The sequence below is a fragment of the Chroococcidiopsis sp. SAG 2025 genome (genome assembly GCF_032860985.1).
GTDB lineage: Bacteria > Cyanobacteriota > Cyanobacteriia > Cyanobacteriales > Chroococcidiopsidaceae > Chroococcidiopsis.
Genome location: NZ_JAOCNC010000001.1, coordinates 1892510 through 1911019 on the forward strand (window position 1 = coordinate 1892510; position 18510 = coordinate 1911019).

Annotated in this window: 13 protein-coding genes; 5 read left to right on the plus strand and 8 right to left on the minus strand. The window is 46.6% G+C overall.

The genetic code is table 11. The features are described 5' to 3' along the window. Nucleotides 1-137: 137 nt before the first annotated feature. Nucleotides 138-827 carry a GNAT family N-acetyltransferase gene (locus tag N4J56_RS09180; protein WP_317106177.1) on the minus strand — a complete coding sequence of 230 codons (690 nt, stop codon included), beginning with the start codon at nucleotides 825-827 and terminating at the stop codon, nucleotides 138-140. On the opposite strand from N4J56_RS09180, the gene N4J56_RS09185 reads away from it, so the two are divergent. Beyond that, nucleotides 813-1718 carry a LysR substrate-binding domain-containing protein gene (locus N4J56_RS09185; protein WP_317106178.1) on the plus strand — a complete coding sequence of 302 codons (906 nt, stop codon included), beginning with the start codon at nucleotides 813-815 and terminating at the stop codon, nucleotides 1716-1718. The genes N4J56_RS09180 and N4J56_RS09185 overlap by 15 nt on opposite strands. Nucleotides 1719-1830: 112 nt before the next feature. Beyond that, nucleotides 1831-4692, plus strand: a complete 2862-nt coding sequence (locus tag N4J56_RS09190) for a bifunctional acetate--CoA ligase family protein/GNAT family N-acetyltransferase (protein ID WP_317106179.1) — start codon at nucleotides 1831-1833, stop codon at nucleotides 4690-4692. 100 nt (nucleotides 4693-4792) lie between these two features. Here N4J56_RS09190 and N4J56_RS09195 read toward each other — a convergent pair whose 3' ends face one another. From N4J56_RS09195 to N4J56_RS09210, 4 genes are all read right to left on the minus strand, one after another. Beyond that, nucleotides 4793-6727, minus strand: a complete 1935-nt coding sequence (locus N4J56_RS09195; RefSeq protein WP_317106180.1) for a response regulator — start codon at nucleotides 6725-6727, stop codon at nucleotides 4793-4795. 9 nt (nucleotides 6728-6736) lie between these two features. Next, a complete protein-coding gene (locus tag N4J56_RS09200) occupies nucleotides 6737-7186 on the minus strand; it encodes a response regulator (RefSeq protein ID WP_317106181.1) in 450 nt (149 codons plus the stop codon). Continuing rightward, nucleotides 7183-8607, minus strand: coding sequence for a sensor histidine kinase (locus N4J56_RS09205; protein WP_317106182.1), 1425 nt, complete (start codon nucleotides 8605-8607; stop codon nucleotides 7183-7185). Before N4J56_RS09205 ends, N4J56_RS09200 begins: the two co-directional genes overlap by 4 nt. 102 nt (nucleotides 8608-8709) lie before the next feature. Next, on the minus strand, nucleotides 8710-9897 hold the full coding sequence (locus tag N4J56_RS09210) for a DUF4336 domain-containing protein (RefSeq protein WP_317106183.1): 1188 nt from the start codon (nucleotides 9895-9897) through the stop codon (nucleotides 8710-8712). Nucleotides 9898-10184: 287 nt separating this feature from the next. Between N4J56_RS09210 and N4J56_RS09215 the strand changes: the two genes are divergently transcribed. Further along, nucleotides 10185-10367, plus strand: coding sequence for a hypothetical protein (locus N4J56_RS09215; RefSeq protein WP_317106184.1), 183 nt, complete (start codon nucleotides 10185-10187; stop codon nucleotides 10365-10367). Here the strand turns inward: N4J56_RS09215 and N4J56_RS09220 are convergent. Next, on the minus strand, nucleotides 10356-13580 hold the full coding sequence (locus tag N4J56_RS09220; protein WP_317106185.1) for an efflux RND transporter permease subunit: 3225 nt from the start codon (nucleotides 13578-13580) through the stop codon (nucleotides 10356-10358). The two genes, N4J56_RS09215 and N4J56_RS09220, sit on opposite strands and share 12 nt — an antisense overlap. A 580-nt stretch (nucleotides 13581-14160) precedes the next feature. Further along, nucleotides 14161-14763: a LysE family translocator gene (locus N4J56_RS09225; RefSeq protein WP_317106186.1), complete on the minus strand. Its 603-nt coding sequence runs from the start codon at nucleotides 14761-14763 to the stop codon at nucleotides 14161-14163. 271 nt (nucleotides 14764-15034) lie between these two features. Here N4J56_RS09225 and N4J56_RS09230 point away from each other — a divergent pair, with 271 nt between their 5' ends. Then, nucleotides 15035-15511: a hypothetical protein gene (locus N4J56_RS09230; protein WP_015154444.1), complete on the plus strand. Its 477-nt coding sequence runs from the start codon at nucleotides 15035-15037 to the stop codon at nucleotides 15509-15511. Between the two features lie 75 nt (nucleotides 15512-15586). Here the strand turns inward: N4J56_RS09230 and N4J56_RS09235 are convergent, their stop codons facing one another. Then, the gene (locus tag N4J56_RS09235; RefSeq protein ID WP_317106187.1) at nucleotides 15587-16480 is read right to left on the minus strand and encodes an SGNH/GDSL hydrolase family protein; all 894 of its coding nucleotides are present in this window, start codon (nucleotides 16478-16480) and stop codon (nucleotides 15587-15589) included. 129 nt (nucleotides 16481-16609) lie between these two features. Here N4J56_RS09235 and N4J56_RS09240 point away from each other — a divergent pair, with 129 nt between their 5' ends. Continuing rightward, nucleotides 16610-18499 carry a tetratricopeptide repeat protein gene (locus N4J56_RS09240; protein ID WP_317106188.1) on the plus strand — a complete coding sequence of 630 codons (1890 nt, stop codon included), beginning with the start codon at nucleotides 16610-16612 and terminating at the stop codon, nucleotides 18497-18499. Nucleotides 18500-18510: the final 11 nt, after the last annotated feature.

Sequence of the window (18510 nt, forward strand, 5' to 3'; positions counted from 1 at the left end):
GGAGTTAGGGGTTAGGGAAATTTTGGAGTTTAGATTTTGGATTGTAGTTTCTCCCTTGTCCCCTTGTCCCCCTTGTCCCCCTTGTCCCCTTGTCCCCCTTGTCCCCTCGCTCCTCACTCCTCGCTCCTCACTCCTGACTAATAACTGAGACGACACAGCCGGATGCGATCGAGAATTTGCGCGCCTTGTTTTTGGTAAAATTCGATGCCGCGATCGTTGTTGACGTTCACTGTCCATTCTATGCGTCCGCAATCGTTCTCGCTGGCGAGGGTTGATAAGTAGTTGAGTAATGCGGTTCCGACTCTTTGTCCGCGCATATGTGGCTGTACAAATAAATCGTCGAGCCAGATACTCGGTTTACCGAGAAAACTGGAGTAGGTGTAGAAAAATAAGGCAAATGCGATCGCGCAGTTATCGACTTCTGCCAATAATACTCTCGCTAGGGGCGATCGCCCAAATAATGTTTTCTCTAACTGCTCGGGAGTTGCTTGCAGTTCGTCTAGATATCCATCAAATGCTGCTTTTTGACGGATAAACGAAAATACTTGCTCTAAATCCTCAACCGTTGCCAATCGAATTTGAATATTTATATCGCACATTTGATGTATCCATTGCTTACTTACCCGTACTGTAGAAAAGCTTTTCTCAGATGTCCAATATATATTTGATGCAATAGTTATACTCAAAAAATATAATTGTTCGGTCGGGAGTCGGTAGGGGCGGGTTTCCAAACCCGCCCGTACGGGAGTCGGGGAACAAGGGAGAGTAAGAACAAATGACAAATGACCAGTGACCAATGACCAATTACCATCATGGAACTTCGCCACCTTCGCTATTTCATCGCTGTCGCGGAGGAATTAAATTTCAGTCGCGCCGCCGAACGCCTCCACATTGCTCAACCACCGCTAAGTCAGCAAATTCGCGATTTAGAAGCTGAAATTGGAGTCAGATTGTTCGATCGCACTAAACGACGTGTAGAATTGACTGTTGCGGGTCGAGTATTTTTAGAAAAAGTACGACAATCGCTTGGACAAATCGAGCAAGCTGTGGAAGCAGCACAAAGAGCGAGTCGCGGCGAAATTGGACGTTTGAGCTTGGGGTTTAATAGTTCGGCGACATATAGCGTTTTACCCACCTTATTAAAAGCCTTTCGAGAACGATGTCCAGAGGTGGTATTGGATTTACATGAATTGACAACGCCGCAACAGATCTTGCAGTTACAACAACAGCAAATTGATGCGGGTATTCTTTACTTACCAATCGATTTAGAAGAAATAGAGTTAGAAATAGTTTCTGTGTTAAAAGAAGGCATGGCGATCGCAATTCCAGAAAATCATTCTCTCGCTACATCCACTCAAATATCAATCCGAGCCTTGAGTCAAGAATTATTCATCCTGCCACCTGCTCGTTTAGGTAGTGGACTTTACAATCAAATTAGGCAATTTTTTCAACAGACGGAGTTTAGTCCAATAGCAGTGCAAGAAGCAATACAACTACAAACTAGCATTAGTTTAGTAGCAGGTGGTGTAGGAGTGGCGCTAGTACCGACTTCTCTACAAAATTTACAGCGAGCCGGGGTAATATATCGATCGCTTATAGAACCAACCCCTGAAATTGAAATTGCTGTAGCATGGCGAAAGGACAAGCGATCGCCTATTTTGCAGAACTTTATTGAATCCATATACGAACATTTTTCTGTAGAGATGTTACATGTGTAGAGACGTTACATGTAACGTCTCCACAGAGAACAAAAATGGATCTCAACTAAAGCTAGAATTACCGATTTTGACTTTTGACTTTAAACTTTTGACTTAGCAAAGGTGAGCAGCAGTGAGTCAACAATATACCCAGCCAACGATCGCCGAACGCGCTCATGATATTTTCCGCTCCGAGCAGTCGAGCAATCCCCTCAACTCAATTTTTGCCCCTCAGAACGTCGCTGTAATTGGAGCTAGCGAAAAACAAGGTAGCGTCGGGCGTACCCTGCTATGGAATCTCATCAGCAATCCTTTTGGGGGAACTGTATTTCCCATCAATCCCAAACGTCCTAGCGTGTTGGGAATTAAAGCTTATCCCACCATTCAAGATGTCCCCGCGCCAGTCGATCTCGCAGTCATAGCCATCCCCGCACCCGCCGTACCAGAAGCGATCGCAGAATGTGTTGCAGTAGGAGTTAAAGGTGCGATTATTATTTCGGCTGGATTTAAAGAAGCTGGAGTGGCTGGGATCGAGTTAGAACGGCAAGTGCTGGAACAAGCACGTCGAGGCAATCTGCGAATTGTCGGACCTAACTGCCTGGGAGTAATGAGTCCGCATACAGGGTTAAATGCTACGTTTGCTAGCGCGATCGCCCGACCTGGTAATGTTGGTTTCATCAGCCAAAGTGGAGCGCTCTGCACGGCGATCCTCGATTGGAGCAAGCAAGAAAATGTCGGCTTCAGTGCCTTTGTCTCCATCGGTTCCATGCTCGATGTTAATTGGGGCGATTTAATTTACTATCTCGGTGACGATCCTCATACCAAAAGCATCGTCATTTACATGGAGTCTATTGGTAATGCGCGATCGTTCCTTTCGGCAGCTAGGGAAGTCGCACTCACCAAACCAATTATCGTCCTCAAAGCAGGTCGAACAGAAGCAGCAGCAAAAGCAGCGGCTTCCCACACGGGGGCGCTAGCTGGTAGCGATGTGGTATTAGATGCAGCTTTCCGGCGTTCCGGCGTGTTGCAAGTCAACCGGATCTCTGACTTATTTGATATGGCGGAGGTTTTAGCAAAACAACCCCGTCCCAAAGGTCGGCGCTTAACCATTCTTACCAATGCTGGTGGACCTGGGGTACTGACTACCGATGCCTTAATTGCTATGGGAGGCGAACTGTCAGAATTAACTGAGGAGACTCGCACCGAATTGAATCGATTCCTGCCTATCCACTGGAGCCACAGCAACCCAATTGACATTCTCGGAGATGCCGAACCCCAGCGTTACACTCAAGCCTTAGAGGTCGCAGCAAAAGACCCGAATAGTGATGGTTTGTTGGTAATTTTGACCCCGCAAGCCATGACTGACCCTACCAAGACGGCAGAAGCATTAAAATCTTATGTAGAGACGTTACATGTAACGTCTCTACAGGGTAAACCCATTCTGGCGAGTTGGATGGGTGGTGCAGATGTCATCGACGGGGAAAAGATCCTCAATAATGCTGGTATCCCCACTTATCAATATCCAGATACAGCCGCTCGCGTATTCAGCCTGATGTGCCGTTATAGCTACAATTTGCGCGGTATCTACGAAACTCCTGCTCTACCAGTAAATTTAGCAGATAGCAACAGCTGTTCCCTGGTGACACAAATTATTGATACAGCACGACAGCAAGGACGCACGATCTTGACGGAGGTTGAATCTAAGCAAGTGCTAGCTGCTTATGGTATTCCCGTCGTTCCGACTTACATTGCCAGAAGTGAAGCAGAAGCAGTTGAATATAGCGATCGCATTGGATATCCTGTCGTCCTGAAACTTTTTTCCGAAACCATTACCCACAAAACTGATGTCGGCGGCGTGCAGTTAAATTTACCCGATGCCGATGCCGTGCGTTCTGCTTACCACAAAATCAAAACATCTGTCAACCAATACGTCCAAAATAATCCTGATTCCGGTATGGGCGCACAGCCGTGCGTCTCTACAACACCCGACTCTCGTACGGGCAGGTTGACAAACCCGCCCCTACCGACTCCTGACTCCCCATTCTTAGGCGTTACCGTTCAACCAATGCTGAAATTGGATGGTTACGAATTGATTATTGGCAGCAGTCTCGATCCACAATTCGGTTCTACACTGCTATTTGGCTTAGGGGGACAGTTAGTGGAGGTATTTAAAGATCGGGCGATCGCCCTACCTCCCTTAAATACCACTCTGGCACGCCGAATGATGGAACAAACCCAAATTTACAAAGCATTGCAAGGAGTCAGAGGTAGAAAAAGCATCGATCTAGAAGCACTAGAACAACTTTTAGTACTATTCAGTCAACTCGTAGTCGAACAGCGGTGGATTAAGGAGATTGATATCAATCCGTTGCTGGCTCGTCCTGACTCGCTCCTCGCTTTAGATGCGCGGATCGTTTTGCACTCACCGGAAACACCAGAAGATCGGTTGCCGAAACTGGCGATTCGTCCTTATCCCCAGCAGTACGTGAGTCAATGGACGATGAGAGATGGCACGATTGTGACCATTCGCCCAATTCGTCCCGAAGACGAACCTTTAATGGTGCAGTTTCATCAAACTCTATCAGAGGAAAGTGTCTATTTTCGTTATTTTCATTTGATTAAGTTGAGTCAGCGGATCGCACACGAAAGACTAACGCGGATATGCTTTATCGATTACGATCGCGAAATGGCATTAGTTGCAGAGTACCATCATCCACAGACAGCAACACGGGAAATATTGGCAGTCGGTCGTCTGAGTAAACTACACGGTTCCAACGAGGCAGAGTTTGCTATGTTAGTGGGCGATCGCCATCAACGACAAGGGTTAGGTACGGAATTATTGAGTCGTCTATTACAAGTCGGACGTGACGAAAAACTCGATCGCATTACTGCCGAAATTCTCGCCGAAAATCGAGCCATGCAAAAAGTCTGCGAAAAACTCGGTTTCCACCTGCATCGGGCTGCGGATGTCGTCAAAGTAGAATTTGAGTTGTAAATCAGTTATTAGTGGAAAGGGAGCAGGGAGCAGGGAAGAAGAGAGAGTCGCGGAGCGATCGGGAGCTGAGGGGGCAGAGGGAGCAATTACCAATTACCAACTACCTATCAAGCTGCAAAACTTTGTGTATTGCGTCCAATAATTCTTTCGTAGTGTAGGGCTTGGGTAAAAATGCTTTGACACCGATTTCGGTTATTTCAGCCATCAGGTTATTCGATGCTAAACCACTCGTAACGATCGCCTTGATTTTAGGATTGAGTTTTTGCAGGGTGCGAGTTGCGGTTAACCCATCCATCAACGGCATCATCACATCCATCAGCACGAGATCGATCTCATACTTACGAGCGGCATAGAAAGCGATCGCCTCAATCCCATCATTGGCAATTAGAGTCCTGTAATTGTACTCTTCCAACGAAGTTTGAGTCACCTGTTGGATCGATAGTTCGTCTTCCACAATCAGAATTAACTCGTTGTTGCCAGTCAAAAGTGCGAGTTCTGCTGCTGGCTGAGTTTCTGCATCTTCGATCGCAGGTAAGTATACTTTAAATTGCGACCCTCTTCCCACCTCGCTGTACACCTTGACAAAACCACCGTGGTTTTTCACAATGCCTAACGCAGTGGATAAACCCAGTCCTGTCCCTTTGCCTACTTCTTTAGTCGTGAAAAAGGGGTCAAAAATTCTCTCTAACAGTTCAGATGGAATTCCCGTTCCTGTATCCGAAATCGCGATCGCCACGTAAGAACCTGGGCTAGCTTCTGGATTCATCCGAGTGCAGGCTTCATCAACGAGTTTATTTTCAGCTGCAAGGCTGAGAATCCCGCCGTTGGGCATAGCGTCGCGGGCATTGACGCAGAGGTTTATGAATACCTGATGCAGTTGAGTGGCATCGGCAGCAACTGTCCAAAGATTAGCAGTGGGAAAGTCTGCATGGATTTCAATGGTTTTGGGGAAGGTTTGGCGGGCAACTTGCATGACTTCTGACAATATATGCCGAACTTGCAGCGGGACTCGCTTGCCTTCCACGCCACGGGCAAAGACTAAGATTTGCTTGACTAAATTTGCCCCGCGTTTTGCACTGTCTTCGATCAGCTGGAGTAGGTGTCGATCCTGCTCGTCGAGGGGAAGCTTCAAAGACAGCAATTGAGCGGTTGCCAGAATCGGAGTGAGAATATTATTGAAGTCGTGGGCAATACCACTAGCTAGCGTCCCCAGACTTTCCAAACGTTGGGCGCGGCGCAGGGCGGCTTCTGCCAGCTTGCGAGCCGTGATATCTTCGGCAATGCCTACGACTCGGTAAGGTATCCCAAGATCGTCTTGAATTGGAAAACCGCGATCGCGAATCCATCGGATCGAGCCATCGGGACGGATGATTTGATATTCTTCATCATAGTTACCTGCTAGAGCCTGCTCGAAAAAGGTAGTTTGAATGCGTTGCCGATCTTCAGGATGGATCGCCTCTAACCATTTCATAAAGTCGGCATACACACTCTCGCAGGATTGCCCCCAGATGCGTTCGTAAGCAGGGCTGACGTAAAGAGTCTGAGGTATTCTAGGGTTACAGATCCAAAATACGCTTTCGGCAATATTTTCTGCCAATTGACGAAACCGTTCTTCGCTTTCTCGTAATGCCTGTTCTGCGTTGTGCCGTTTTTGTCGTTCCTTTGCCTCGCGCAGTTCCCGCTCTACCGCAGGCATTAACCGAGGTAAGTTGCCCTTGGTGATGTAGTCGTGCGCTCCCGCTTTCATAGCAGCAACAGCAGTCTCCTCGCCAATCGTACCGGAGACAATGATAAACGGTAAATCTCGCTGCTGGCTTTGCAATAGTTTTAGAGCATCTGGGGCGCTAAACGCAGGTAGAGTGTAATCGGCAATGACAATATCCCACGACTGGCGATCGAGCGCCGCTTGCATCTGGGCAGCCGTCTCTACCCGCTCGTAATCCACACTATAGCCGCCTCGCCGCAGTTCCCGCAGCATTAGCAGCATATCGTCTTCCGAGTCCTCGACAACCAGAATGTGTAGGTGAAGGTTCATCGCGCTTTCCTAAAGCGGTGGTGGTTCGTTCATCAATAGCCAATACATTCCTAATTGCCGAATTGCCTCCGAAAACTGAAGAAAATCCACGGGTTTGCGAATATAACTGTTGCACCCCAAGCTGTAACTATCGAGCAAATCTCGCTCTTCGCTGGAAGTCGTCAAGACGACCACGGGCAATAGTTTAGTGCGTTCATCTTCCCGCAAACGGCGTAAAACTTCAAGCCCATCGACGCGGGGCAGCTTGAGATCCAACAAAACTACTGTCGGTTTGCTGTTGACATCTCGTTCTGCATACATGCCCGTGCCAAATAGGTAATCTAGGGCTTCGACTCCATCATGGGCGACGACAATATCATTACCGATGTGATGGCGTTTGAGGGCGCGGATTGCCAATGCTTCATCGTCGGGATTATCTTCTACGAGAAGAATGACTTTGCGATCGCCATTCCCATTCATGCCTCGACCTCCTCTGCGAAGAGCGTGAAATAAAACGTTGCTCCCCGTGTCAATGCCCCTTCTGCCCACACCCGTCCCCCATGCCGATGCACGATTCGCTGCACCGTAGCAAGTCCAATCCCATTACCGAAAAATTCGTTCATACCATGCAATCGCTGGAACGGTCTAAATAACTTGTCAACATAAACCATGTCAAAGCCTACGCCATCATCCCGCACAAAGTAAGTAGGAATCCCATTTTCCTGTGCGATCGCCCCAAATGAAATCTTTGCCTGCGGCTGCCTAGAGGTAAATTTCCAGGCATTATTCAATAAATTATCTAACAAGATTTGCAGCAAACGAGCATCTCCTTGGGCGACTAAGCCAGACTGAATCTCAAACTCTACCTGCCGATCTGGATGAGCCATCTGTAAATCCGTGCAGATACGACTGGCTAATCGGCTCAGAGCGACTGATTCCCTGGTCATCTCGCTGCGAGTGACTCGCGATAGGGTGAGGAGATCGTCAATCAACTGCCCCATCCGCTGGGTAGCAGAGCGGATGCGGTGCAGATAGTCTTGTCCGGTGTTATCTAATTGGTCAAGGCAGTCTTCCAGCAATGCTTGACTGAAGCCATCAATGCTGCGTAAGGGCGCGCGCAGATCGTGGGAGACTGAATAGCTAAAGGCTTCCAATTCCTTATTCACCGCCTTCAGTTCGACAATCGCTTGCTGCAATTCCTGATTCAACTCCTGAGCGCGTTGTTCGGCTTGCTGTCGTTCGACGATTTCTGCCCGCAGTTCGGCTAGCAGTTCGGCGTGCTGGAGAGCCACCCCTAAGCGATCTGCAATCTGATGGACAAATTCGATCTCGGTTTCCTGCCACTGACGCGGGGCGCGACATTGATGAATGCAGAGCAATCCCCAGAGGTTGTGACCTTGCAAGAGTGGCACGACCAAGTTAGCCCGCACCTGAAATTGGGCGAGGATCTGAATGTGGCAGTCGCTCAGCCCCGCGTTGTAGATATCGGCAACTGCCTGCACCCGTCCCCGTTGGTAATGGACGGCAAATTGCTCGCCAAAGCAATGGTCGTGGACTTTCTGCGCGATCGCTGAGGCGAGATCGGCAGCGACATCCTCAGACACAAATTCTCCATCATTCCACCCAGAATCGGCATAGAAGCGAAACATACCCACGCGGTCTGCTGCCAAAAGCTGACGCACCTCAGTAGCAGTGGCTTGAAAAATTGTTTCGAGATCGAGGGTTTCTTGGAGTCGGGCGATCGCGTTGGACAAGGCTTTTTGTCGTTCCACCTGAAAATTTGCCCGATCGATCTCCTGCTCTAGAGGTTGAATTTTGTCACTCAGAATTTGTTGCAGCTGCTCAAATGCCGCTTCATCTCGACAGCAGGCACGCAATTTTGCCAATAGCTCTGGGTTCATGAATCTCAGCGGGCAACTTCAGGAATTGCAGAAAGATGAGGAGGGGCTGGGGGCGATCGCAGTACTTCCTTAAAAAAGTATATACTGCAACATTAAATTTAATTAAACCTTCTCTTTAGCTGGTGTAGCAACGCCATATTTGACCAAAAATGTTTCTAGTTGCCGCAAGAATCCAAAATCTTCTTCTGGTAGAGGCGCATTTTGGCTCGGGCGGGGATTTTGTTCTAGGCAAGCAAAAGCCTGTCGGAATTCATAAGGAGTTGTAGCGATTGGTGCGTCAAGGTGACAGCTAATAATCCGCCCGAAATCCCAAGTTGCTACCTTATCAGCCCAGTCTAAAACTTGTTGTGGTGCTTGGGAAAAAATCAGAGTTTGTAGAATTGGGGCGACAAACGGACGACCGTTGCTACGGAGCATATCGAACGATTGCTGCCATCCCGCTTGCCAACGGAACGGGTATAAGCCAAAGTAAGCCTGTCGCGATCGCTCTTTGGCTTTGGCAGCATCGCGACACATTTGTACTAGCCCAGCTGTTTCTACCGCTCTAGGACGGAAGTAAATTGCAAACAAGCAAATCCGCTGCCATCCCTTACGGCGATTGGCGGGAGTGTCTTCCATTGCCTCGTCCCCACTGTCTCTAGCATGAAACAGCAAAGGATATGGATCTAACTGCAAAAGCGCGGGTGGTTCTTCTGGAATGGATATGATGGAATCAGTTAATAGCAGAGTGCGCGATCGCTTGTGGAGAAGTGCTACTTCTGCAAAAGACCCCTTGCCTAAGTCCAGATCCAACACGGCATAGTCAAATTCTGCTCCAAAGGGAGCCTGTTTAGAGTTTTCCGGTAATACTTGAGTGAGTTTTCGGGGAAATCCCAACCACGACAGCGGTAAATTGAGCGGGAAACTCCACTGATTCGGAGCCAAAAAGACCTGGGCTTGAGGAAAGCACCGAGCGAAAGGACCGACAAAAATCTTGTGTTCCAAGCCTGAACTAGTAGGCAGAATAATATATTTCACATCGCCATACTTTTCCACCAACTCACTTACCATGCGAATGCACTCTTTTGTTGGGGCAACGGGTGCATAGATCAACAAACCACCAGCACTAAGCTTAACGACAGTCATCCGAATCGTGACAACCGCATAGAAAAAGCCCTGAAGCTGATCGAACGTCCAGATTGTATTCTTCACAACTTCCGTGCAAAGCGTCCGCCGCTTGCCAAATGGATAGAGTGGTAAAGCCAGCCAGAACTGCCACGCCAAATCCTGCGGCTGGGTGCTTGAATGCATGAATCGCTCCTACAGATGTATCCTCAATTACTATTTTGCTGCTTTTTTGTCATTCGTCATTTGTCATTCGTCATTTGTCATCTGTCGCTGCTCCCCGCTCCCTGCTCCCTGCTCCCTGATAACTGTTCAGTGGTGCAAAAAGAAGGAGTAAAACAGATACAGAATTGTGCCTGTAAACAGAACGTGGTTGATCCAATCGTCAAGAGTCCAGTTGCGAAACATTGTTTGGTAATGGGTAATGGGTAATAGGTAATTGTAGGGGCGGGTTTAGCAAGCAGATTTACGGCTTGCAGCAAGAGATCTTCGTCCAAAACCCGCCCGTACAGGAGTCAAAAGTTGTAGGGGCGGGTTTAGCAAGCAGATTCACGGCTGGCGACAAGAGATCTTCGCCCAAAACCCACCCGTACAGGAGTCAGCAGCAGATAAATACAATTTCTTCTCCACGCACCACGCACCACTCATCTAGCTAATGGCTGTGGTTGCCGATCTTCTTTCTGCTGTGTCTTGCTTAGCTTCTTAGGTTTCAAGAAATTTTCTTCCATGTTCTTAATGACAACGTACAGCACCGGGACTAAGAACAAACTGAGCAGCGTCGAAAATAGGTAGCCGCCAAATAGTGCCGTTCCTAAAGACCAGCGACTCATGGCTCCTGCACCCGCCGCTATGACTAAAGGCCAAAAACCAACTAAACCAGAAATTGCTGTCATCAGAATCGGTCGCAAGCGCTCCTCTGCGGCTCGAATTGCTGCTTTGGTGTAGCTCATGCCTAGTTCTGCTGACTGGTTGGCAAATTCTACGATCAGAATTGCGTTTTTACTGGCTAAGCCGATCAGCATGACGAGAGCGACTTGAGCGTAAATGTTATTGTTGACAACAGGCCAAACCGAACCTGCTTGGAGCAAATTGGCACGGAGCAGCAACGCCCCGATCGCGCCTAAAATTGCTAAGGGTACGGTAATCATGATGATGATGGGGTCGACGTAGCTTTCGTACTGCGCCGCCAACACTAAAAACACCATCACAAAGGCTAAGCCGAAAATAATCGGGGCAGCACCACCAGAAGCTTTTTCCTGAAAAGCCGTCCCCGTCCAAGCGTAGCCGAATCCTGGTTGCAACACTTGCTCTGCTACCTCTTCCATCGCTCTCATCGCTTGTCCGGTACTGTAACCTGGGGCGGGTGCGCCTTGAATGTTGATCGATGGATAGACATTGTAGTGAGTAATAATTGGTGGATAAGTCATTTGCTCGACTTTCACCACGTTACTCAGTGGTACGGAATTCCCATCTACAGAACGGACGTACAAACGACCGATATCGTCGGGGTTAGAGCGCGATGTCTCTTCAGCTTGCACTTGCACGCGATACAGTCGTCCGCCGAGAACGTATTGGTTGACATATCTCGCCCCTAAATATGTCTGCATCGTATTGAAAATATCGCTTAATTGGACGTTCAAGGCTTTAGCTTGTTCGCGATCGATGGAGATTTCCATCATGGGCGCGCCAAAGGTAAATTGAGTAAATACACCCGCTAACTCTGGACGCTTTCTTGCTGCTTCGACTACTTTTTGCGTGTTGTCAATTAAAGCTTCCATTGGTAAGGCTTGTCGGTTTTGGATGTACATCTCGAAACCACCCGTACTACCCAACCCATCCACGGGTGGCGCGTTGACGGCGATTAGTCTGGCTTCGGGAACGTTTGCTTGCAATTTTTGGTTAATTTGTTGCAGGAGTCCAAAAATTGACTTGTCTGCACCTGGGCGTTCTTCCCAATCTTTGAGCTTGACGAAAAACAGCGCTTTGTTACTAGCATTACCCTGAAAACCAAAGCCCGCGTTACCAACTACGTGTTCGACTTCTGGTAGGGGTTTGATAATCTGGGTGACTTTTTGGACGAGATTGGTGGTGTAATTTAAAGAGACACCCGCAGGAGCTTCGGCGATCGCAAAGAAATAGCCTTGATCTTCTTCGGGAATAAATCCTTGCGGCGTAGTCTGATAAAGCCAACCCGTAGCAATTAAGCCTGCTAGAAAAATTGGAATTACTATCATCCGCAGGCGGATTAGAAATTCTACTGACTTACCATACTGTTCTTTAAACCAATCAAATCCGCGATTAAACCAACCAAAAAACCAGCCCAAGGGTCCGTGTACCTCCTGCTGTCGTCGCATGATGATGGCTGACATGCTGGGCGAGAAGGTAAGAGCGTTGAAGGTAGAAATAGCGATCGCAAAGGCAATAATTAAGGCAAACTGTCTGTAGACAATTCCCGTCGTACCTGGAAAGAAGGTCACGGGAATAAATACTGCCATCAGGACGACAGAGGTAGCAATAATTGCCCCAGTCAGTTCTCCCATCGCATCGATCGCAGCTTGTACTGGTCGCATTCCCTGAGATAATTTAGCGGCGATCGCTTCTACAACCACAATCCCATCGTCTACAACTAGACCTGTGGCTAAAATTACCCCGAATAGCGTTAACTGATTCAAGCTAAACCCAAACATAAAAGCAAACGCCATCGCCCCAATTAAGGACACGGGAATTGCTAAGGCGGGAATAATTGTGGTGCGCCAGTCTTGGAGGAAAATAAAGATCACCAAAAAGACTAAGGCGATCGCTTCCATCAAAGTTTTGAAGGCTTCATCTAAGGAAGCTGAGACAAACAACGTGTTATCTAAACCGACCGTTGCTTTCAATCCGGGCGGAAAACTTTGCTCTAACTCCGCCATCCTTGCCTTAATTAAGTTAGCTGTATTCCAAGCATTGCTTCCAGGCAATTGATAGGCTAACAAAATGACTGAAGGAGCGCCATCAAATAGCGTCGTGGCGCTGTAGTCTTGCGCCCCAATTTCGGCACGACCGACATCTTTGAGCCGAGTGAGCGTCCCGTTTTGCCCCACTTGGACGATAATACCTTCAGCCTCTTCAGGAGTCGTAAAGCGACCGATCGCGCGCAAGGCGATTTCATAATCATGCTTGGCTTGGGTAGGCTGCTGACCGATCCTACCCGCCCCTACTTGAATGTTTTGCTCGGAAATGGCATTAATCACATCTTGGGCTGATAAATTTCTCGCAGCCAGGGCATCGGGATTGAGCCAGATTCGCATTGCATATCTTCGTTCGCCAATTATTCTTAAATTGCCTACGCCCTCAATCCGTTTGATTTCATCGAAAATTAGGCGATCGACATAATTACTAATAAATACGTTGTCATAAATATAGTTACCTTGCTCGTTTTTCTCTGAATAAAAGGCATAAGCAATAGTAATCGTTGGAGATTGTTTTTGAGTAACGACACCCGTGCGATTTACCTCTTCTGGTAGTTCTGCTTCAGCAACGGCGACGTTGTTTTGAACGAGGACTTGAGCAGTATTTCTGTCCATCTCCGTGGGGAAAGAGACGTTAATGGTTGTGTCACCATTATTCGTTGTTTGAGAGGACATATATACAGCCCGCTCCGTACCATTGATCTGTCGTTCTAGTACGGTGGTGACGTTTTCTTCTGCGGTTTTGGCATCGCTACCGAGATAATTTGCCGTCACGGTAACTTGTTTTAATGCCATTTCTGGGAGTTTATCCAACGGCAACAGTGGAATGCAAATTGCTCCCAGTAAAAGAATAACCACGGTACAGACTGTAGTTAAGACTGGTCGTCTAATGAATGTATTAGCAATGCTCAGTAACATAGATCCTGAGTTCGATTAGTGTTTTGGGCAAACGATACAGACAGGAACGATCGATAAAGAAGACAGTAGGTAAGCCTTTAAATCAGTTATCAGTTATCAGTTGTCAGTTATCAGTGTAGAGATGTTACATGTAACGTCTGTTGTCAGTTATCAGTTATCAGGAAAGAGTGGTGCGTGGTCACTGGTCACTGTTAAAGATCGGTAGTTCCAGTCAGATTGCGTATGGGAATTTATTTTGAGAATTCAATTTATAGCTGTAAGCGAACAGAGTACCATTTTCCTGCCGAAAAATACTACCCCTTGATGATTTTTGGCAGATGCATTTAATTTAGTTCACTTAACTTTATTTAATTTAATACTTACCTGCAAAAATGATAAAATTTTCTCGCGATCGCGGGTCGGGCGTGAATTTTATTTGCTTATAACGAGTAGAATTTCTGTCTTTTTTGTAACAGTTATTACGATAAATATAAAAATTTACAATAATGATTTTGTGTCGCGCATCAGCCGTAGGCGAAGCGTAGCGTTAGGCGCAAAGACGCAAAAAAGAAGAACACAAAGGGGATTTTTATGTGAGGTGTCACAAACTGAGCAATGCGACGATCCCAAATGCTGTGATGACGATACCTGAGAGGCGATTGACCCAGTTCAAATTCAGCTTTGTCTTTACTAGCGTGACAGTAGTACTCAATAGCAGCCACCACAGTGCAGAACCGCAAAAAACTCCAACTACTAAGAGTATTGCTGACAGGTAATTTTGTTCGATGCTGGCTAAACCTAATCCAGAAAAAATAGCCGCAAAAGCTAAGATTGTTGCGGGATTTGTCAGGGTGAGCATCCATGTTGAAGTATAGACTCCAGTGAGAGTGTTGCCTCTGGTGGATGCCGCAGTTTCAGATGGAATACTAATAAATGTTTTGACTCCCAAGTAGCAAAGGAAAGCACCGCCAACCAACCGCAGCCAAAACTGTTGTTCGATTAAGAAGTTAGTGACGAAGGTAAGTCCAAATGCAGCCACACAACCATACATTGCATCTGCTGTTGCTGCTCCCAAACCAGCTACAAATCCATGTACCCAGCCAAATGCAAGTGACTGGCGAATGCAAAGGATGCCAATAGGTCCTACAGGTGCGGCGATCGCCAAACCAATTGCTAGTCCCCGTAGTAGTAAGCTAATTTCCATAAGATGGGGTAATGGTAGTAAGTGAGGAGCGAGGAGTGAGGAGTGAGGGGACAATTCAAGTTACAAGTCAACTGATAACTGATAACTGTCAACCGTTAACCAATTACCAATTACCAATTACCAATTACCATTAGCAAATGACAAATGACAAATGACAAATCAATACTCATGTACTATAACAGTTGACTTTTACCGTAAAATAAAGCATGTAACGCGATCGCGCTTGTTACAACAGTGTAGCTGTGCAACTCTTCTTGCATATAATTAAGTTATGGCGAAATATACTCTCCCCCAAGCTCCAGAAGTTGTCCTGAATGTCTCTGGTAAAGATTCAGCCAAAGCTCGCGATAAAGCGATGGATCGGTTGATGGAACTAATCGATGCTGGGGAACTACCCACCGATTTAGCGGAGGGATTTAGTTCGCAGCAATTGATTGAAGTCAAAGAACAGCCGATGGATAATCTCAGTAGCGATGAGGATGCAATTACCCAAGCCGTACAGATACTGAATAATTTAGCTACCTTAAAGCTGAAGGTACAAGAATCTCGCACGGAGGCGTTGGAAATTCGTAAAGCGGTTGACGTGCTATTTACCGATAAATCTGTCAGCGATGAAGAAATCGCCCGATTAAAGGAAGGATTTAAAGTCTTGAAAACTTTTGCTCAAGCAAATGTCCGCTATCAGGAAGCAAAAGCTAAGGCAGAAGAAGCGCGAAAAGTGCTAGACGAAGCTTTAAAATCTAACTGAAGTTTTCATATGTTGCGCGAATAGAAATACAGAACTACACAGACGAAACCTGTTGAAACGGGTTAATACTTGTTTTCAATTGGCATAAGCAGACTGAGTTTGTGTAGTTGCAGATTTTAACTTGTTAGCAACTGTTTCTGCTAACAATTTATGGGCAGCAGTAGAGGGATGGATATCATCCCAAAATAAATATTTATCTGGGTTGGGACAAATCATATATTGGCTCAGTTCGCCATTTAAACAGGTATTCATAACATTGAGAAAGCCAAACTTAGTTGGCTCGTTCATAACTCGATTAAATAGAGCGTTGACATCATAATAAATAATATTGGGTTCAGATTTAAGCTGTTGCTGTAAGTTTTTCAAAGCATTAGCTAGTTGAGAGTTGTGCTTGTGAGTTAGTTGGCTCAGTACTTCAGATTGTTGGGTATTGCGCGTTCCTGGTAGTTTACCTAAATCTGGCAAATTCACCACTAAAATATTTTTTGCGCCAATTTGAACTAGGGATTTGACAGCTTCAACTGAATTGTTGACTGGTCGATTTGTGTCATTTCCACCTCCTAAATAATCATTTGCTCCAGCCCAAATTATGTATAAAGCATTATTAGAGGTAGAGGAATGACTAGCTTGATAGCGATCGATTTGCGCCAGCAATCCTAGTGGAACTTCCTGTGAATTGCCTGTGGTAGCGCCACCGTAAGCAAAATTAGTATTGGAATTCGCGTTTAATTTCAATTGTTGAGCGAGATATTCCGTCCAAACTAAACCATCTGCATATCTGCCGCGAAAATAAGGTGGACTGGGTGGAAATTGTCCTTGGGAAGCTTTAAACACATTGCCAGGATCGGAAAGGCTATCGCCAAAAACATAAATTTGGGCGACATTTTGTGTTTGAGCCGAATTGGATAATTGAAATAGAGCGGCAGCGATCGCACTTATCGTGGCAATTAATACAATTTTGCGGAACATAGGAGTGAGGAGTAAGGGGTGAGGAGCGAGGAGCGAGGAGTGAGAGGTTAGGGGTTAGGATAATGATAACGATCGGTAACTCCTAACAACTACCAATTACCAACTACCAATTACCCGCTACTAACAATCATGTCCGATTCTCTATCTCATTCCAATTCTCCGACGCTGCGCGATCGCTACTTGGCGTTGATAGACCAGATCGTACAAATTACCCTGAAAGGGCAAATTCGTTCTAAAGAGCAAGTTTATCAAATGCTAGCGCAACAAGTCGTTCCCGGTACGGCAGAGATTTTCGAGCGCTGTTTGGACGAACGCACAATGGAGATCGAACATGAGATTGAGACGGTGAAGGATGAATTAAAGCAAGCGAAAGCGACTCGTTCCCAAAGAGCGATCAAAACGATCGCTAGCGAATGGGAACGCGCCGCCGCCCAAAATCGAGCCGCTAGCGCGATCGCTAAAGCAGCAGAACAGATCGCCTCTTCCGAACCAGCCTATTTACTTGCCGATTTATTACAAGTCATCGATCCAAATCAAAAGCAAGCACTAACAATCGCCCAACTCAAACAATTAGCTACGTCTTTAAAACAACAAGCAACTGAAATCGATCCAGAAATGGCGGCGGAGGTGCAACAAGTTGCAATGGGAATCGATCGCGGTTTGCAGTCTTGGCAGCATTTAGAAGGATATTTAGTGAGTTGGGTGTACGATGCAGGGCAGAGCGCGATCGGTTTTGAGAACGCACCAGGACAACGCGGACCTTGGGCGCTGTGGGCAAAACAGGTGAATAGTCCAATTCCACAAGCATTATTTCAAACTCTGGCTCTAGAGCAATCTCTATTAGAATGGACGACTCAGCAATATTTCCATCTCGATGATTGGGTGGAAATTGCGCTGATTTTGCAGTTTTTGCAACGGGGACTCGTTGGGTGGACGGAACAGCGAATTTATGATGCCAAGCTGGGATCAAGTCTAGCAATTTCTTGCTTTCTCACGTTTGCCGCAGTTTGGGGTGAGTTAGCAAATGGCTTCATGCAAGCAACTAGCCTCAATTCCAGCCATCGCGAACGGCTAGCGGATGGTTGTTTTCAGATTGCACTGCAAATTTTGCGCGCCTTTGCTCAAAAACAATATTTTCCTCTCTACGGTGGTGTTTTTGCTTCGTTCAATGGCGGACACCTACAATCTGCCCTCGACTATTTAGATTTACCTTTACGACAAGTCGAAGGAACTCAGGAAAAAGCTCGAATTTTGACACTTTTAGGTTATTCGCAGCAAGCTGTGGGAAATTACCACCAAGCAACCCAGTTTTACGATCGCGCTTTGGAAATTGCCCGTGCGGCGGCGGATGTACCTTGTGAAATTGCCGATTTAAATCATCTCAGCCGGATTTGCGTAGCAAAGAAACAGTACGCAGAGGCAATTAATTACAGCCAGCGGGGATTACTTCTCAGCCGCCAGGTAGGGGACAAGTTAGGTGAAGCCAATGCTTTAGCAAATTTGGGCTACAGCGAGGTGTATTCGGCTCAGGCTCTAGAAAGAGCAGAACCAGAAGTTTATGAAATGGCGATCGGTTATTTACAACAAGGATTGAAGCTATCTCAACAGTTAAACGACAGACAGAGCTTATCATTATGTTGCAGTAGCCTTGGTGCAGCGCATTTAGTTTTATCTCAACCTCAAGCTGCGATCGATTATCTTCAAGCTGGATTTCAAGCCGCTCAAGCTTCCGGCGATTTGTATCTTCAAGGACTCAACTTAGTTAACTTAGCAGAAGCATATTATGGCTTACAACAGACAGAAAAAGCAATTTATGTTGGTTGTATAGGTATGTATATGTTAGAGCGGATTGCTTCTCCTGAGTGGCGACAAGCAGCAGGTTTGTTGACTGTATTACAAGGGCAAATGGGACAAGATGCTTTTCAAAAAGTATTGGCACAATATCGACCGCAATTTATGACTGCGATCGGTTTAGATGGTTACGATTACATTCCGCAATTATTAGCAAATTACCGTTAATCTTACCAAGA